Here is a 16,720-nt window from a genome sequence, read left to right as displayed (position 1 = left end):
GGGAACCATGGCAACACAGAAGCGGAATGCGGCCAGTCACGACAGCAGCGATTTCTACCAAAGCCCCCGACTGCCCGCCGATCACGGCTATCAGGTAGTCGCGCTTGTCCTTCAGGGTGGTGGTGCACTTGGCTCCTATCAGGCCGGCGTGTATCAGGGGCTGGCAGAGGCCAATCTTCACCCCAACTGGGTGGCGGGAATTTCAATTGGCGCGCTGAATGCAGCCATCATTGCCGGCAATCCGCCGGAAAAGCGTGTCGAACGCCTGCATGAGTTCTGGCAGACGATCTGCCAGCCCCCTTTCCTTCCGCCCAGCCCGATGGCCGCGCTGAACGGGGCTGACGACTTGCCGAGCGAACTTCTCCAATGGTTTAACGGCTGGGAGGCTTGGCGAGCGCTGATCGAGGGCCAGAAAGGCTTCTTCCTGCCGCGTCTCATGCAGCCTTCGAGCGGGTCGCCGGCCAAGATCAGTTACTACGACACGGCACCACTGAAGCAGACGCTGGAATCGCTAGTCGATTTCGATCGCATCAACGATGCGGGTGAAATGCGCGTCACCGTCGGCGCCGTCAACGTCAAAAGCGGCAACTTTGTGTCGTTTGACAATACGACCGAGCGCTTGCGCGCCGAGCACTTCATGGCGTCGGGTGCCCTTCCGCCCGGCTTTCCGGCGGTGGAAATCGATGGCGAGTACTACTGGGATGGTGGCGTGGTGTCGAACACGCCGCTTTACCAGGTGCTATCGACCGAACCACGTAAAAACTCGCTCATTTTTCAGGTCGATCTCTGGAGTGCGCACGGGGATCTACCAAGCAATCTAAGCACCGTGGCTTTGCGGCAAAAAGACATTCAGTACTCAAGCCGGACCCGATTGATCACGACCCATATGGAGCGCACCCAGCAGTACCGGCGTTTATTGCGAGAACTGCTGGAGCTGGTGCCGGACGAGGTCAAAAAGGACAACCCGTGGTGCCGACGCGCCACCGCGGTAGCGTGCGATCGCCGCTTCAACATCATTCACCTCATCTACAACGACAAGGCGTGCGAGGGGCATTACAAGGATTTCCAGTTCGGCGCGCTGACCATGCGTGACCACTGGCGCAGCGGGTTGAGTGATATCGAGCACAGCCTGGGGCACCCTGACTGGCTCGATATGCCTACCACCGACAAACCGGTGCGCACGCACGACGTGCACCGTCAGCAATAAACGAGACCGGGGCTGGCGAGCGGTTTGTGGTGCTGGCGCTTCAGGCCGGCACCAGCGCCTCAAGCTGCTCGCTCAGCATCAGCCACTCGACTTCCAGCTCGTCGATTTCGCTTTTCAGCTGCGCTTCGCGACGCAGCACCCCTTGCAGCTCGTCCTTGCGGCCGGCTTCGTACAGCGCTGCATCCTGCAGCTGTATCGTCAGCTCCGCGTGTTCGGCCTGCTTGGGCGTCAGCGCTTTCTCGATTTTCCCCAAACGTTGTTCCAGCGGCTTGCGCTGCTGTGCCAGCACCTGGCGTGCCTCGGCCTCCGCGCGCTTCTGCGCCTTGCGGTCGAGCCCGGCATCGGATGCCTGCAGGCTGACCGCTGCCGTTTCTGCGCGTTTTTCCTGGCTATAGCGCGAGTAATCGTCGAGGTCGCCATCAAAAGGCTGCACCCTGCCCGCCTCGATCAACCAGAAGTCGTCGACAGTCGCCCGCAGCAAGTGGCGATCATGCGAAACAAGAATAATGGCACCGTCAAAATCGGTCAGCGCGCGCGTCAGCGCCTGGCGCATGTCGATGTCGAGGTGGTTGGTCGGCTCGTCGAGCAGCAGCAGGTTCGGCCGCTGCCAGATCACCAGCGCTAGCGCCAGGCGGGCTTTTTCACCGCCCGAGAACGGTGCAACCGGACTGGACGCCATCGGGCCACGGAAATCGAAACCGCCGAGGTAATCGCGCAGTTCTTGTTCGCGAGTATCGGGCGCCAGTTTCTGCAGGTGCCACAGCGGCGATTCATCAAGCCGCAAATGCTCGAGCTGATGCTGGGCAAAATAACCGACCTTGAGTCCCTTGCCCTCCAGGCGTTCGCCAGCAAGCAAGGACAGCTCGCCGACCAGTGTCTTGATCAGCGTCGATTTACCGGCGCCGTTGACGCCGAGCAGTCCGATTCGCGCTTGCTTCTGCAGGCTGAGTTCGAGCTTGTCCAGGGTGGGCTTGCCCGGGTTGTAGCCGGCTGCGCCGCCTTCGATGCGCAACAGCGGATTCGGGCTCGATTCGGGTTCGCGGAACGAGAAAGTAAACGGCGAGTCGACGTGCGCAGCGGCGATGACTTCCATCCGCTCGAGCGCCTTGACCCGGCTCTGCGCCTGCCGCGCCTTGCTGGCCTTGGCCTTGAAGCGGGTGATGAAGGACTCGAGGTGGGCGATTTCGCGCTGCTGCTTGTCATGCGCCTGCTGTTGCTGCGCCAGTTTTTCGGCGCGTTGCGCTTCGAAGCTGGCGTAGTTGCCGGTGTAGAGATTGAGCTTGCCCTGCTCGACATGCAGGATGCTGCCGACGGTAGCGTCGAGGAAGTCGCGGTCATGCGAGATGACCAGCAGCATGCCTTGGTAGCTGCGCAGCCAGCCTTCGAGCCAGACAACGGTTTCGAGATCCAGGTGGTTGGTTGGCTCGTCGAGCAGCAACAGATCAGAGCGGCACATCAGCGCTTGCGCCAGATTCAGCCGCATACGCCAGCCACCCGAGAAATCGGCAACCGGGCGCTGCATTTCCGCTTCGCTGAACCCCAGCCCGGCCAGCAGCTTGGCGCCGCGTGCCCGGGCGGTGTAGCCATCGATGGCTTCGAGGCGCGACAGCAGCTCGGCGTGATGGACGCCGTCGTCGTGGTCCAGTGCCAGCTCGCGTTCAAGCGCGCTGAGTTCGGCATCGCCGCGCAGCACGTAGTCGAGTGCCGGTTCAGTGAGCGCAGGGGTTTCCTGCGCGACATGGCCGATCGTCAGCCGTGGCGGCATCTCGATATCGCCGCCATCAAGATGCAGCTCGCCGCGCAGCAAGGCAAAGAAAGAGGATTTCCCGGCGCCGTTGGCGCCGACGACGCCGGCCTTCTGGCCGGGATTGAGTGTCAGGTCGGCTTGGTCAAGCAGGGCCTTGAGGCCACGTCGCAACGTGGCGGATTTAAGTCGGATCATGCGCCGGAGTTTACCAGACCTCCGTAGCGACGCGCCGTGGCGGAATCAGGCGATCAGTGCATCACGCAGCTGGCTGAACGCGTCCTCGGTTACGCCGGCGCCCAGGTCGATGCGCCGCAACGCGCCACTGGCAAGGTGCGCTTCGACTTCGTGCCGCATCAGCGTCAAGCCCTTGTCGGTACGGCTGGTCAGCAGGAAGCGGGACCCTTGCGGGCTGATCCAGCCGACGCGCAAGCGCCGCGGGGCAGCATCGCCGTCAAGCCATTCAACCCAGTCGCCGCGGCTCGGCAACGCCGAGTGGGCTGAGTCGGTTTCGACCGGCGTGACCAACTCGGCCTGATCGTCAGATTCGTGATCCGGCTCGATCGCTTCATCGGTGATGTATTCGATTTCCGGCGCGGCCGCGCGAACCGGCAGTACAACGTCAAGCCGCGCCGCAGCAGGCACTACTGGCGCCTGGATGGCTTCGGCAGCAGGCTGGGCCGGCGCCACTGCCGTGAGTGCCAGTTTCAAGCCTTGCCGAATGGCGCTGGCGTGCAGCTGTACCAGCTCGGCAAAAAACGCCTTGCGAACTTCGTCGGCGACGTCGGTGTCGCGCATTCCCTTTTCGAGCCGGGCAAGCAGCGCTGGCAGCGTGTTGACGAGCTGGAGCCGATCCTCCGGCCGGACTTTCGGCGCAACGCTCCACAGCAGGTCGTCAACCACGGCCAGCCGTTCTACGAACAGCGGCGCGGCTTCGCCATTGGTGTCATAGGCGGCAACCAGTGCGGCGCGCCATTGCTCGTGGATAAAGCCGCTAACGACCGGCGGGTGCCCCGGCTGCAGGCGCTGCTCGATCAAGGCCTGAACGGTGGCTTGCGCGAGTTCGCTGATCTCTCCGGCCAGCAGCGCTTCGGCTTGCTCGCTGATCGACGCGTCGAGCGCACTGCTTTCGGCTTCCAGCCAGTTGTTGAGCGAGTCGAGTGCCGTCTGGAAGACCGAAGCGTCATCGCTAAAGGTGTGCGCAACCTCACCGATCAACTCGGCAAATTTGTGCAGCCGCGCATCGTCCTCGGAGGGCTCGTTCTGCCATTCGAGGCTGGCTTCGGCAATCCGGTCGATCAACCGCCGGGCCGGGTGGGATTTATCGCTGAAAAAGCCGTTGTCGAGCATTGCCGCTTTCAGGGCGGGGACTTGCAGGCGTGAGAGCAGACCCTTGGCGGCGGTCGGCAGCCGGGTGTCGTCAAACAGGCGGTCGAACAACAGCGTGACCAGTTCGACCGTCATCGTGTCGACGCGATCCAGATCCTGAGTCCAGCGGCTACCGCGCAGCAGGGCCAGCAGGTTTTCCGGCTGGGCAAGCACGTCCTGCGACGTACCGAACGAATCCTGCTGCAAATGATCGAGGAAATTGAACCAGTCCGGCCGGACCGGGCGCTGGGAGACGGGGGCACCGCCGTTCGAGAACAGCTGGTTCAGGTGGGCAATGAGCTCGGGACGCAAGAGGGAGGCGGCAGCAGTCTCGCCCGGATAGCCACCGCCACCGACATGGGCGCCCTCCCCGGCTGCTGCTGCGTAGTTCTGTGCGCCCACGGCATCATCACCGCCTTCTTGCGCGGGTCCGGGGCCGCGAACACGAGATGCGCTGGCACGACGGGTCAGCGCCGGCAGCGCCACGTTTTGCTGGATCAGATATTGGTTGAGCTGCTGATAGACGCCGGCGACGCGGCCCGAGAGCTCGGTCTCGAACGTCCGCAACGCGACAAGACGCGCGGCCAGCCCGCTTTCGAGCTGCTGGCAGGCGCTGAGAAAAGCTTCGCAAATGGCCTTGGGGCTGAGCGGGCCCGATGAGTCATCGCGCTCGGGCAGGAGCGTGGCCAGCCGCTGCTCAAGCTGGGTCAGCGTGTCGCCGCCCTTTTGCTGCATTGCGTTCGTCACGCTACTCAGCGTCAGCGAGGCCTCGTATTCGTCGTTGGCAACCAGTGACAGCGCATCCGGCGTCAGGTTGACCTGGTAATAGCTGCTGTCGCCGCGCGGGTCGCGCGATTGCAGGCTGGCTTCGAAACTGGCCAGAAACTGCTGCTTGAAGGCTGCGACGATGGCGTCTTTCTTGGTCCGGGCTTCAACTCTGGCGTCAAAGTACTGATCGCGCAGGCCGCGCTCGGTCGTCGTTTCGGCCAGCTGGAAGAAGGTTTCCTCGAGCTCTTCGAAGAACTCGTCGAGTGACTCGGTCAGCATCTCCAGCGCAAGGTCGCGGCAGGCGATCAGCGTTCCCGCTTGCGGGCTGGCTTCGGGTCGGGCGCGTACGGTGTGCATGGGGGTGCCGGCATGTCATTGACGTATATTAGGTTATGGTAATGTTTACTAAATTTGCAGGTCAAACTGATCACCGGCGGCTGGGCGGCAAAGAGACACTGACGGGCGTTCCCACCTTGTCTCGCTTTAGCGATTGGGGAAAACAAGGTTGAGGAAAACCCGGTCTGGCGACGCCATAGGCCGGGGTATAGAGTCAAGTCAGCTTCAACGACGCAGAGCAGGCTGAAATGACCTTTTCCGTTCCCCGTCCGCAGCTGGATGCACTGGCTCAGGCACGCGAACCCCTCGCCGACAATATCCGCTCGCTGTTTGCGCGCTATTACGCGGATCTTCCCGCCGAGGACTTCGATGCCCGGGATGCCGACAACTGGGCTGGTGCGGCGTTGTCGCACTGGCGTTTTGGCGCCAAACGCACAGCCGGCGAGGTGCTGGTTCGCGCCGACAACCCGACGCTGATCGAACACGGCTGGGAGTGCAAGCACACCGTTGTCGAACTGGTCGTCGACGACATGCCCTTTCTGGTTGATACGGTCAGCATGGCGATCAACCGCCTTGGCTATGGCGTACACCTCGTCGTGCACCCGATCCTGCGGGTGGTGCGCAATGCCGTGGGCCAGGCCGACGGACTCGACGACGCGGGCGTGCACGAATCCTGGATGCACTTCGAGATCGATCGCGTCACCCGCCCGGAGGCGCTGGCCGCGCTGGCGCAGGAAATCCTCGGCGCGCTGGAGGTGCTGTCGGTGGCCGTCGCCGACTGGCCGAAAATGACCGAGCGCCTCGGCGTCACGCTGACCGAGCTGCGCAACGCCCCGCCACCGCTGGCGACCGCCGAAATCGCCGAAACCATTGCCTATCTGGAATGGCTGCGTGACGACCACTTCATTTTTCTCGGCTGTCGCGATTATCGGATCGACGACGCGCAGGGCGATGGCAATATGTGGATCACCCCGGGGTCCGGCTTGGGCATGCTGCGCGACGATGGCGTCGGCGGTCCGTCGCGCACCTGGGCGTCTTTGACGCCCGAGCTGCGCAAGATCGCCTATCGTCCGGATACGCTGCTGATCCTGACCAAGGCCGACACCCGCTCGGTCATTCACCGACCGACCTACCTCGACATGGTCTGCCTCAAGCGCATCGACGCCGACGGCAACGTTGTTGGCGAACTGCGCTTGCTGGGCCTGTATACCGCCAGTGCCTTCAATGCGCCGCCGCGGCAGATCCCGATCCTGCGCGAAAAAATCGCCCGCGCCGCAGCGCAATCCGGCGCCGATCTGACTGGCCACCGCGGCAAGGCACTACTGAATGTACTGGATACCTATCCGCGTGAAGAACTGATCGAGACCGACGCCGACGAACTGGCGCGGATCTCGGCCGGCATCGTCGGCCTGCAGGAACGCAACCGGACGCGCGTGTTCTTCCGCGACGACATCTACGGCCGCTATGTCTCGGCCATGCTCTACGTGCCGCGCGACAACTACACCACCGAGGTCCGGGTCAAGGTCCAGCAATTGCTGCTGGAGCGGCTCGCCGGTGAGAGCGTCGAGTTCAATGTCCTGCTGTCGGACAGCCCGCTGGCGCGCGTCAACTTCATCACCCGGATTCCGCATGGCACGCACCCGAAGTACGACGCGCAGGAGATCGAGGCCGAAATCGCCGAAATCGCCCAGCGCTGGCCCGATGAATTGCGTCGCCAGCTCGTCGCCCACGGCGGCGAGGAGCAAGGCGCGGTCCGCTATCAGCGCTATGCCAATGCATTTTCAGCGGCCTACTGCGCCGATTACCCGGCGCGCGTGGCGGTGCACGATATCGACGCACTGGAAACGGCGCTCGATACCGGCAGGCTGACGACGACCATCGTTCCGGGCAGCCAGGCCGATACCCGTTTGTGGCGGCTGAAGCTGTACCGCAATACGGCGATCGAGCTGTCCGATTGCCTGCCGCTGCTGGAGAACCTGGGCGCCCGCGTGCAGGACGAGCGGCCGTACAGGCTCGGTTTTGCCGACGGCAGCGCCGCGTGGATCATCGATATCGGCATTCAGATTCCGCAGGCCGGCGAGCTGGAAAGCCCCGCGGCGCGAGCCAGACTGCTCGACGCCTTCGAGGCGATTTTTGCCGGCCAGTGCGAGAACGACTCGTTCAACCGCTTGATCCTGCAAGCCGGGCTCGCCTGGCGTGACGTGCTGGTGCTGCGCGCCTACGCGCGTTATCTGAAGCAAATCGGTCTGCGATTCAGCCAGGAAACGCTCGCCGACACCTTGCTGCGCTTCCCTGCCCAGGCTTCGCAACTGGTCGCGCTGTTCGATGGAAGACTGAAGCCCGGCACCGACGCTGCGCGGGTCGATGCACTCAGCGAGGCCTTGGCACGATTCGCAGCCGACCAGCCGAACCTCGACGACGAAAAAATGCTGTCGCAGTTCCGCGCGGCGATCGAAGCCACGGTGCGCACCAACTTCTGGCAACAGGACGCGGCCGGCAACGCCAAGCCCTATGTATCGTTCAAGATTGCCTCGGCACAGATCCCGGGCATGCCGCAGCCGGTGCCGCTGTTCGAAATTTTCGTGTACTCGAGCGAAATGGAAGGCGTGCATCTGCGCGGCGGCAAGGTCGCGCGTGGCGGTCTTCGCTGGTCCGACCGGCGCGAGGACTTCCGCACCGAGGTGCTCGGGCTCGTGAAGGCGCAGATGGTCAAGAACACCGTGATCGTGCCGGTAGGCTCCAAGGGCGGCTTCGTCGTCAAGAATCCGCCGGCCGAGCGCGAGGCATTCCTCGCCAAGGGGGTCGAGTGCTACCAGACGCTGATCCGCGGCATGCTCGATCTGACCGACAACCTCGTCGACGGCAAGGTCGTGCCACCACAGGGCGTCACCCGTCGCGACGAGGATGATCCTTATCTTGTCGTTGCCGCCGACAAGGGTACGGCCACGTTCTCGGACATCGCCAATGCGCTGTCGCAGGAGTACGGTTTCTGGCTCGACGACGCGTTTGCATCGGGCGGCTCGGTCGGTTACGACCACAAGAAAATGGGCATCACCGCACGCGGCGCCTGGGTGTCGGTCGAGCGTCATTTCCGCGAAATGGGTATCGACGTTGCCGTCGATCCGATCACCATCGCCGGCGTCGGCGACATGTCGGGCGACGTATTCGGCAACGGCCTGCTGCGCTCAACCGCGGTCAAGCTGGTTGCCGCATTCGACCACCGGCACATCTTCATTGATCCGACCCCGGATCCGGCCCTGTCGTACAAGGAGCGTGAACGGCTGTTTGCCCTGCCCCGCTCCAGTTGGGCCGATTACGAGGCGCGACTGATTTCCCAAGGCGGTGGCCTGTGGCCGCGCAGCGCCAAATCGATCCCGCTCTCCGCCGAAATGAAGGCGCTGCTGCAGGTCGAGGACGACGAACTCGAACCGAATCTGCTGATCCAGGCCATTCTGAAGGCGCCGATCGATCTGCTCTACAACGGCGGCATCGGCACCTATGTGAAAGCGAGCACGCAAACCCACGCCGAAGCCAACGATCGCGGCAGCGATGCCGTCCGTGTTGACGGGCGCGAGCTGCGCTGCAAGGTCGTCGGTGAAGGCGGCAACCTTGGCTTCACCCAGTTGGGGCGGATCGAGTACGGCCTGTCGGGCGGCCGCATCTTCACCGACGCGATCGACAACTCGGCCGGCGTCGATTGCTCGGACCATGAAGTCAACATCAAGATTTTCCTCAACCGCATCGTCGCTAGCGGCGACATGACGCTGAAGCAGCGCAACCAGCTGTTGGCCGAGATGACCGACGAAGTCGGCCATCTGGTGCTCGAGGACAACCGGCTGCAGACGCAGGCGATTTCGCTCGAGCGGATGCAGGCGCCGTCGCTGCTGTCGGTGCACCAGCGCTTCATGCTCGCGATGGAACGCCAGGGCAAACTGTCGCGCCGGCTTGAGTATTTGCCGAGCGACAGCCTGCTGCTTGAACGCCAGCAAGCGAAGCTGGGACTGACCCGGCCGGAGCTGTCGGTGTTGCTCGCCTACGCCAAAATCGTACTCAAGCAGCAGTTGCTTGCCAGCAACCTGCCTGACGAAAAACGCTGGAATGCCCTGCTCCAGGATTACTTCCCGACGGCACTGGTGCAGCGCTACGGCGACCGCATTCCCGAGCACCCGCTGCGGCGCGAAATTGTCGCCACATTGCTGACCAATCATGTGGTCAACCGCTACGGCATTACCTGCGTGTTCCGGCTCGCCGAAGAGGTTGAACGCCCGGCCGATGCCGTGGTGGCTGCCTTGATCGATTCGCAGCAGCTGCTTGCCGTCGACAGGCTGGTTGCCAGCATCGAAGCGGCTGCCGCCGTGCCGGTCGCCGAGCAGTACGAGCTGTTGTCGTCGGCCCGGCGCCAGACCGAGCGCGTGGCGCGCTGGTTGCTGCAGCACCCGCTCGATACGGCTGCGCACGAGCATCTGCGTACGTGTGCCGAGCTGTGTCTGCCGCGGCTGCCGGAATGGCTGATCGGCAGTGCCGACGCACAAGCGCGCCGCACCAACTGGGTCGAAGCCGGTGTGCCGGGCGAACTGGCTGGCCAAGTGCTGGCGATCGAGCATGCTATGCCCTTTATCGAACTTGCGCGCAGCGCGTCGGACACCGGCACGCTGGCCGAGCGGATGAAGCTGTTCCTCTCTCTGGGGCAGGTGCTGTCGCTGGACTGGCTGGCCATGGCGATCGAAAAGCTGCCGCGCGAAAATCGCTGGCAGACGCTCGCCCGACTTGCCGCACGCGATGATCTGCAACGGCTGCACGCGATGCTGACCGATCGGGTCTGGCAGCGCCCGCAGGCCGATGCCGACGCCAAGCTGGCAACGTGGCAGGAGGATGTGGCCGAGCCGCTGGCGCAATGGCTGCGCATGCTCGACGAGTTGCGCGAGAGCCAGCCGGATCTGGCGATGATCTCGGCCGCATTGCGCGAGATGCGGGCGCGACTGTCCGCCTGATCGGAGCCGGCCGGGCACTAAGGGCAACGCTTTCGGGCGTCGCCCTTAGTTCTGGCGTCCATCTTCATCGGCTCGCCCCGACATTTGCCATCGCAGCTGCAAAGCATTGCCCCGATCCATCAAGGCAATCCGGTATAATGGCCGGTTTTCCGACCGATATAGACCGTGATGGAAGCCGAACAGCTCAACCAGATCGACAACCACCTCGCAGACTTGGCCAGCCGCGCCGAGGAGCTGAAGCGTTACCTTGACTATCCGGGCAAGCGTGACCGGCTCGAGGAAGTTGTCCGCCTCTCCGAAGACCCGGACATCTGGAACGACCAGAAGAAAGCGCAGGAAATCGGCCGCGAGCGCAAGGCGCTCGAAGACGTTGTTGTCGTGCTCGACGAAGTGGCCGGCGGCTCTGCCGACGCCAAAGAGCTGTTCGACATGGCGCGCAGCGAAAACGATTACGACACTTGCGCCGCGATCAACGACGACGCGCAGGCGCTGGAAGAAAAAATCGCCAAACTCGAGTTCCGCCGGATGTTCAGCAATCCGATGGATCCGAACGCGTGCTTTATCGACATCCAGTCGGGCGCCGGTGGCACCGAAGCGCAGGACTGGGCCGGCATGCTGCTGCGCATGTACGTCCGCTACGGCGAGCGCAAGGGCTTCAATGTCGAAGTCATGGAAGAGTCCGAAGGCGAAGTTGCCGGCATCACCAGTGCGACGATCAAGCTGACCGGCGAGTACGCCTACGGCTTCTTGCGCACCGAGACCGGCGTGCACCGGCTGGTGCGCGTGTCGCCGTTCGACTCGAACGCGCGCCGCCACACCTCGTTCTGCTCAGTCTTCGTCTACCCCGAGGTAGACGACAGCTTCGAGATCGAAATCAACCCGGCCGATGTGCGCACCGACACCTATCGCGCCTCGGGCGCCGGCGGCCAGCACATCAACAAGACCGACTCCGCGGTCCGGCTGACGCACGCGCCGACCGGCATCGTCGTTCAGTGCCAGAACGACCGCTCGCAACACCGCAACCGCGACGAAGCGTGGGCGATGCTGCGCGCCAAACTGTACGAACTTGAACTGCGCAAACGGATGGAAGCGCAGCAGTCGCTCGAAGCCGGCAAGTCCGACATCGGCTGGGGGCATCAGATCCGCTCCTACGTGTTCGACCAGAGCCGGATCAAGGACCTGCGCACCGGCTACGAAGTCGGCAACCTCAAGGGCGTGATGGACGGCGACCTCGACGGCTTTATCGAAGCTAGCCTCAAGCAAGGCGTTTGATCGACGAATTGAACCGGGGCGCGCCAGCTCGCCCCGTACTGATGGAAAGAAAGATGAGCGAACAGCAAGTCGTCCAGCAGGACGAAAACCAGATCATGGCCGAGCGCCGCGCCAAGCTTGGCGCACTGCGCGAACAAGGCATCGCCTTCCCGAACGACTTCAAGCGCGAAGACGTCGCAGGCGAGCTGCACGCCAAGTATGGCGAGATCGAGAAGGAAGACCTCGAAGCCAAGAACATCACCGTCAGCGTCGCCGGCCGGATGATGCTCAAGCGCGTGATGGGCAAGGCGAGCTTCGCCACGGTGCAGGACGTCAGCGGCCGCATCCAGTTCTACATCAGCCGCGACTCGGTCGGTGAAGACGTCTACGCCGCGTTCAAGACCTGGGACATGGGTGACATCCTCGGTGCCGTCGGCACGCTGATGAAGACCAAGACCGGCGAGCTGTCGGTTCAGGTTACCCAGCTGCGCCTGCTGACCAAGTCGCTGCGCCCGCTGCCGGACAAGTTCCACGGCCTCGCCGATCAGGAGCAGAAATACCGTCAGCGTTATGTCGACCTGATCGTCAGCGAGCAGAGCCGCGACACTTTCATCAAGCGCTCGCGCATCGTGCAGAAGATCCGCGAATACATGGTGAACGAGTCCTACCTCGAAGTCGAAACGCCGATGATGCACCCGATCCCGGGTGGCGCCACGGCCAAGCCTTTTACGACGCATCACAATGCGCTCGACATGCCGCTGTTCCTGCGCGTTGCGCCGGAGCTATATCTGAAGCGTCTGGTCGTTGGCGGCATCGAGCGTGTTTTCGAAGTGAACCGCAACTTCCGCAACGAGGGGATGAGCACGCGCCACAACCCCGAATTCACGATGATGGAGTTTTACGAGGCCTACGCCGACTACCAGCGCATGATGGACATGACCGAAGGTGTCATCCGTTACGCCGCGCGCGAAGTCATCGGCCATACCGTGATCGAATATCAGGGCAAGACCGTCGACCTGTCGAAGCCGTTCGCCCGCTTCACCATCGCCGGCGCAATCCGCCACTACAACCCGCAATACACCGACGAACAACTGCATGACCGCGCCTGGCTGAAGGCCGAGCTGGCCCGCCTTGGCGCCAAGCCGGTACTGACCGATGGCATCGGCGGCCTGCAGCTGAGCCTGTTCGACGAAACCACCGAAGAGAAGCTCTGGGAGCCGACCTTCATCGTTGACTACCCGGCCGAAGTATCGCCGCTGGCTCGCGCCAACGACACCAACGCCGGCATTACCGAGCGTTTCGAGCTGTTTATGGTCGGTCGCGAACACGCCAACGGTTACTCGGAGTTGAATGACCCCGAAGACCAGGCTGCGCGCTTCCAAGCGCAAGTCGACCTGAAGGACAAGGGCGATGACGAAGCCATGCACTTCGATGCCGACTACATCCGCGCACTCGAGTACGGCCTGCCGCCGACCGGTGGCTGCGGCATCGGCATCGATCGCCTGGTGATGCTGCTGACCGATTCGGCCAGCATCCGCGATGTCATCCTGTTCCCGCAGATGCGTCGCGAAGATTGAGCGAAGCGTGAAATGAAAAAGGCCGGCGATATGCCGGCCTTTTTGTTGCGCGCCGCAGGCAATCAGCGCGGAGCGAGCGACAACTGCCGACGGGTCTCTGCCAGCACGATGCCGGTCGCCACCGAGACGTTGAGGCTTTCGACCGAGCCATACATCGGGATCGACACCAGCTGATCGCAGTGCTCACGCGTCAGCCGGCGCATGCCCTCGCCTTCATTGCCAAGTACCCAGGCGATGCCACCGCGCACCTCGAAGTGGTGCAGATCGGTGTCGCCTTCGGCCGCCGTGCCGACGATCCAGACATCACGCTCCTTCAGTTCGCGCAAGGTGCGGGCCAGATTGGTCACCATCACATAGGGCACGGTTTCGGCAGCGCCGCAGGCGACTTTCGAGACGGTGGCATTGATGCCGACCGACTTGTCCTTGGGTGCGATCACCGCATGCACGCCCATTGCGTCTGCAACGCGCAGGCAGGCGCCGAGATTGTGCGGGTCGGTGATGCCGTCGAGCACCAGCAGGAACGGTGGCTCGTCCAGCGTTTCGAGCACATCGTCGAGCGCCACATAGGATTTGGTCGGATCGATGAGTGCAGCGACGCCCTGATGGCGCGCCTTGCCAGTCAGGCCATCCAGACGCGCGACATCGACCAGCACGACCTTGGCACCCTGCTCTTCGGCAAGCTTGATCAGCTCTTTGGCACGGACATCGATGCGCGCCGCGTTCAGGTAAAGCTCGCGAACGCTATCGGGAAAGCGCTTGAGTCGCGAGGAAACGGCGTGAAAACCGTGAATGAGTTTGTTTTGCATGGCTTGCACCATCGCCACCTTCGCAGCGATCGCGGGAGGGAAACCGCAATTCTAACAAACTCCGCCGCTGCGCCGTGGCTTTAGCCCGCCAATGCCGCCGCTTCACCGCCCGCCGGGTTGAGCAATGCGTGCTGATCCAGGTAGTGCAACAGGTCGGACTCCTCGAGCGGCGGCGCGTACAGATAGCCCTGCACGACATGGCAGCCGGTCCGGCGCAGGAAATACGCCTGCTGGTGCGTCTCGACGCCTTCGGCGATCACCTTGAGGCGCAACTTCCTCGCCATCGCGACGATGGCCTCGGCAATGGCGCCACTGTCTTCGTCTTCCGGCGTGTTCTCGATGAACGAACGATCGATCTTGAGCGTGTCGAGCGGGAAACGTCGCAAATTGGCCAGCGACGAGTAGCCGGTGCCGAAGTCGTCGATCGCCAGCTTCACGCCCATGGCGCGCAGCTGCACGAGAATGCGCACGGCCCGCTCCGGGTTCTGCATGATCATGCTTTCGGTGATTTCAAGCTCCAGCCGCGCAGCCGGCAGGTTGGCCAGCGCCAGCGCCGTGGCGACCTGCTGCGGCAGTTGCTCTCGCATGAACTGCCGCGGCGACAGATTGACCGCAACGCGCGGGATGTCGTGACCGGCATCAAGCCAGGCACGCATGCAGCGACACGCCTCGATCAGCACCCATTCGCCGATCGGCACGATCAGACCGTTTTCTTCCGCCAACGGAATGAAACTCGCCGGCGGCACCAGCCCGAGCTGCGGATGCGACCAGCGCAATAGCGCCTCGACGCCATACAGCGTCCCGGCCGCCAGATCGATCTGCGGCTGGAAATACAGGCACAGCTCCTGGCGCTCCAGTGCGTGGCGCAGGCTGTTTTCGAGAATCAGGTGCTCGAACGCCCGCACATTCATTTCCGGCGCAAAGAACTGGTAGGTGTTTTTGCCGAGTTCCTTGGCCCGGTACATCGCGACGTCGGCATTCTTGAGCAACTGAGCAGGCTGCAGATCGTCACTCGGATACAGACTGATGCCGATCGAACAGGTAACGAACAGCTCCTGCCCCTGGATCAGCACGGGCTGCCCCAGCCTGGACAAAAGGCGCTCGGCCACTGCGGCGACGTCGTCGGCGCCCTCGATGTCATTCAAAATGACTGTGAACTCGTCACCGCCAAGCCGGGCGATCACGTCCCCCTCTTTGACCGAGGCACGCAGTCGCTGCGAAATCACCTTCAGGAGTTCGTCGCCGACATCGTGGCCGAGGCTGTCGTTGATTGCCTTGAACCGGTCAAGATCGAGGAACATCAACGCAAACGGCCGGGCGCCCTCGCGCGTGGCCGCATGCTTGAGCGCTGCGTGCATGGCGCTGCGGTTGCGCAACTGCGTCAGTGCATCGTGGTTGGCGAGGAAATGCAGTCGCATCTCCGCCTCTTTACGGTGCGTGTAATCAGAGAACACACCCACGTAGTTGCTGACGCCACCAAGCTCGTCGCGCACCGCACTGATCGACAACCAGGCCGGGTACGATTCGCCGTTCTTGCGGCGGTCGAGCATCTCGCCCTCCCAGTGCCCCAGATCGGCCAGCCGGGCCACCATCTCGCGGTTGCGCTCGCGCGAGCGGCGGTGCACGCCGAACATCCGCGAAATCTTGCCGATGGCTTCGCCAGAATCGAAGCCGGTGATGCGGCTGAATGCCGGGTTGACGGCGATGATGCGTGCTTGCGCGTCGGTGATCAGGATGCCTTCGGAGGCATTGTCGAACACTTGCGCAGCCAGACGCACACTGCGCGCAGCGGCCGCCTCGTCGCGATAGGATGCTGCCATCAACAGACCGGCAACCGTAACGGTAAACAGATGCAGAATGATCGAGAGGTCATCCCCGCCCGGCAGGCTACGGGTCTGCAGCGTGGCAGATGCCACCATGATTGCAGCCATCATCATGCAGCCGTTGCCGACATGCCCCAGTCGCAGCGACGACCAGATCACCAGCGGGAACAGCAGGAATTGCAGATTGGCCATGCCATCGCCGTAATGGCGATAGATGAGCATGGTGCTGACGGCCGTCACCGTCACCAGCAAGGTCAGCTCGATCAGGCGATTGGCACTAAAGCTGCGCAACTCGGAGCGCAATCCGGCGACAAAAGGCACGACGATCAACAGGCCCAGCGCCTCACCCATCGCGCGTTCGACCCAGCCGTCGAACGTGTTCAGGTGGCGAGCCGGCTCGAACAAGCCAAAGACGACGGCCGTCAGCATTGCCGGCAACAGAACGCCGGTAAGCGGGCCCGCAACCAGCAGGCGCAATGCGTCCCGAACCCGGACATCGCCCGACGTCGCCAACCCGGGCAGCAAGCTAACGACCATCAACGCCTGCAGAACCTGAATGACCGAAACCAGCACAACACTGGGGAGCGACAAGCCGGCCAGCACGGGCAGAACCCAGGATGCTACCGCTAGCGCCGGCCAGGCCCGCAAACCAAACAGCAACAACCCGGCAGCGGCAACGCCGGCTTGCGGCGCGACGAGGGCGCCGTATTGCTCCGGCGCAAAAAACAACCAGCTGAGGTATTGCGCCAGCGCATAGAGCGCTGCCAGTTGCGCCTCGCGCAGCCATCTTGCCGACATTGCCCCTCCTTTTTATCTGCCTGCGCTTTGTTATTGGCGACCTTGTTCGGT

General features: G+C 63.1%; 8 protein-coding genes. 4 read left to right on the top strand and 4 right to left on the bottom strand.

What is annotated here, in order from left to right; genetic code table 11:
- Window positions 1-7 precede the first annotated feature (7 nt).
- Window positions 8-1,207 (top strand): DUF3734 domain-containing protein, encoded by a 1,200-nt coding sequence (locus R0382_RS14920; RefSeq protein ID WP_432720593.1) that lies wholly within the window; start codon window positions 8-10, stop codon window positions 1,205-1,207.
- 40 nt (window positions 1,208-1,247) lie between these two features.
- Here R0382_RS14920 and R0382_RS14915 read toward each other — a convergent pair whose 3' ends face one another.
- A complete protein-coding gene (locus tag R0382_RS14915) occupies window positions 1,248-3,149 on the bottom strand; it encodes an ATP-binding cassette domain-containing protein (RefSeq protein WP_432720591.1) in 1,902 nt (633 codons plus the stop codon).
- Window positions 3,150-3,194: 45 nt separating this feature from the next.
- Complete coding sequence (locus R0382_RS14910; protein WP_432720590.1) at window positions 3,195-5,444, bottom strand: DUF1631 family protein; 2,250 nt, start codon at window positions 5,442-5,444, stop codon at window positions 3,195-3,197.
- A 227-nt stretch (window positions 5,445-5,671) separates the two neighbouring features.
- Between R0382_RS14910 and R0382_RS14905 the strand changes: the two genes are divergently transcribed.
- The 3 genes from R0382_RS14905 to lysS all read left to right on the top strand — a co-directional run bounded on the left by R0382_RS14905 (window position 5,672) and on the right by lysS (window position 13,242).
- Window positions 5,672-10,414, top strand: coding sequence for an NAD-glutamate dehydrogenase (locus R0382_RS14905; protein ID WP_432720589.1), 4,743 nt, complete (start codon window positions 5,672-5,674; stop codon window positions 10,412-10,414).
- 168 nt (window positions 10,415-10,582) lie between these two features.
- On the top strand, window positions 10,583-11,686 hold the full coding sequence (prfB, locus tag R0382_RS14900; RefSeq protein ID WP_432720588.1) for a peptide chain release factor 2: 1,104 nt from the start codon (window positions 10,583-10,585) through the stop codon (window positions 11,684-11,686).
- A gap of 53 nt (window positions 11,687-11,739) precedes the next feature.
- Window positions 11,740-13,242 (top strand): lysine--tRNA ligase, encoded by a 1,503-nt coding sequence (lysS, locus tag R0382_RS14895; protein WP_432720587.1) that lies wholly within the window; start codon window positions 11,740-11,742, stop codon window positions 13,240-13,242.
- A 62-nt stretch (window positions 13,243-13,304) separates the two neighbouring features.
- On the opposite strand, the gene rlmB is transcribed toward lysS, so the two are convergent.
- Both rlmB and R0382_RS14885 read right to left on the bottom strand, forming a co-directional pair.
- Window positions 13,305-14,048 carry a 23S rRNA (guanosine(2251)-2'-O)-methyltransferase RlmB gene (gene rlmB, locus R0382_RS14890; RefSeq protein ID WP_432720585.1) on the bottom strand — a complete coding sequence of 248 codons (744 nt, stop codon included), beginning with the start codon at window positions 14,046-14,048 and terminating at the stop codon, window positions 13,305-13,307.
- Window positions 14,049-14,128: 80 nt separating this feature from the next.
- Window positions 14,129-16,669: an EAL domain-containing protein gene (locus tag R0382_RS14885; protein WP_432720583.1), complete on the bottom strand. Its 2,541-nt coding sequence runs from the start codon at window positions 16,667-16,669 to the stop codon at window positions 14,129-14,131.
- Window positions 16,670-16,720: the final 51 nt, after the last annotated feature.

Origin of the sequence: Jeongeupia wiesaeckerbachi, assembly GCF_050916355.1 — a bacterium.
Taxonomy (GTDB): Bacteria; Pseudomonadota; Gammaproteobacteria; order Burkholderiales; family Chitinibacteraceae; genus Jeongeupia; species Jeongeupia wiesaeckerbachi.
The sequence above is the reverse complement of the archived record's forward strand: the minus strand, read 5'-3'. Positions and strand labels throughout refer to the sequence as shown.

Bases quoted from the DNA above. Each gene is read 5' to 3' on its own strand.
- R0382_RS14885 (WP_432720583.1), bottom strand. From the start codon at position 16,669: ATGTCGGCAAGATGGCTGCGCGAGGCGCAACTGGCAGCGCTCTATGCG.
- lysS (WP_432720587.1), top strand. From the start codon at position 11,740: ATGAGCGAACAGCAAGTCGTCCAGCAGGACGAAAACCAGATCATGGCC.
- prfB (WP_432720588.1), top strand. From the start codon at position 10,583: ATGGAAGCCGAACAGCTCAACCAGATCGACAACCACCTCGCAGACTTG.
- R0382_RS14905 (WP_432720589.1), top strand. From the start codon at position 5,672: ATGACCTTTTCCGTTCCCCGTCCGCAGCTGGATGCACTGGCTCAGGCA.
- rlmB (WP_432720585.1), bottom strand. From the start codon at position 14,048: ATGCAAAACAAACTCATTCACGGTTTTCACGCCGTTTCCTCGCGACTC.
- R0382_RS14915 (WP_432720591.1), bottom strand. From the start codon at position 3,149: ATGATCCGACTTAAATCCGCCACGTTGCGACGTGGCCTCAAGGCCCTG.
- R0382_RS14920 (WP_432720593.1), top strand. From the start codon at position 8: ATGGCAACACAGAAGCGGAATGCGGCCAGTCACGACAGCAGCGATTTC.
- R0382_RS14910 (WP_432720590.1), bottom strand. From the start codon at position 5,444: ATGCACACCGTACGCGCCCGACCCGAAGCCAGCCCGCAAGCGGGAACG.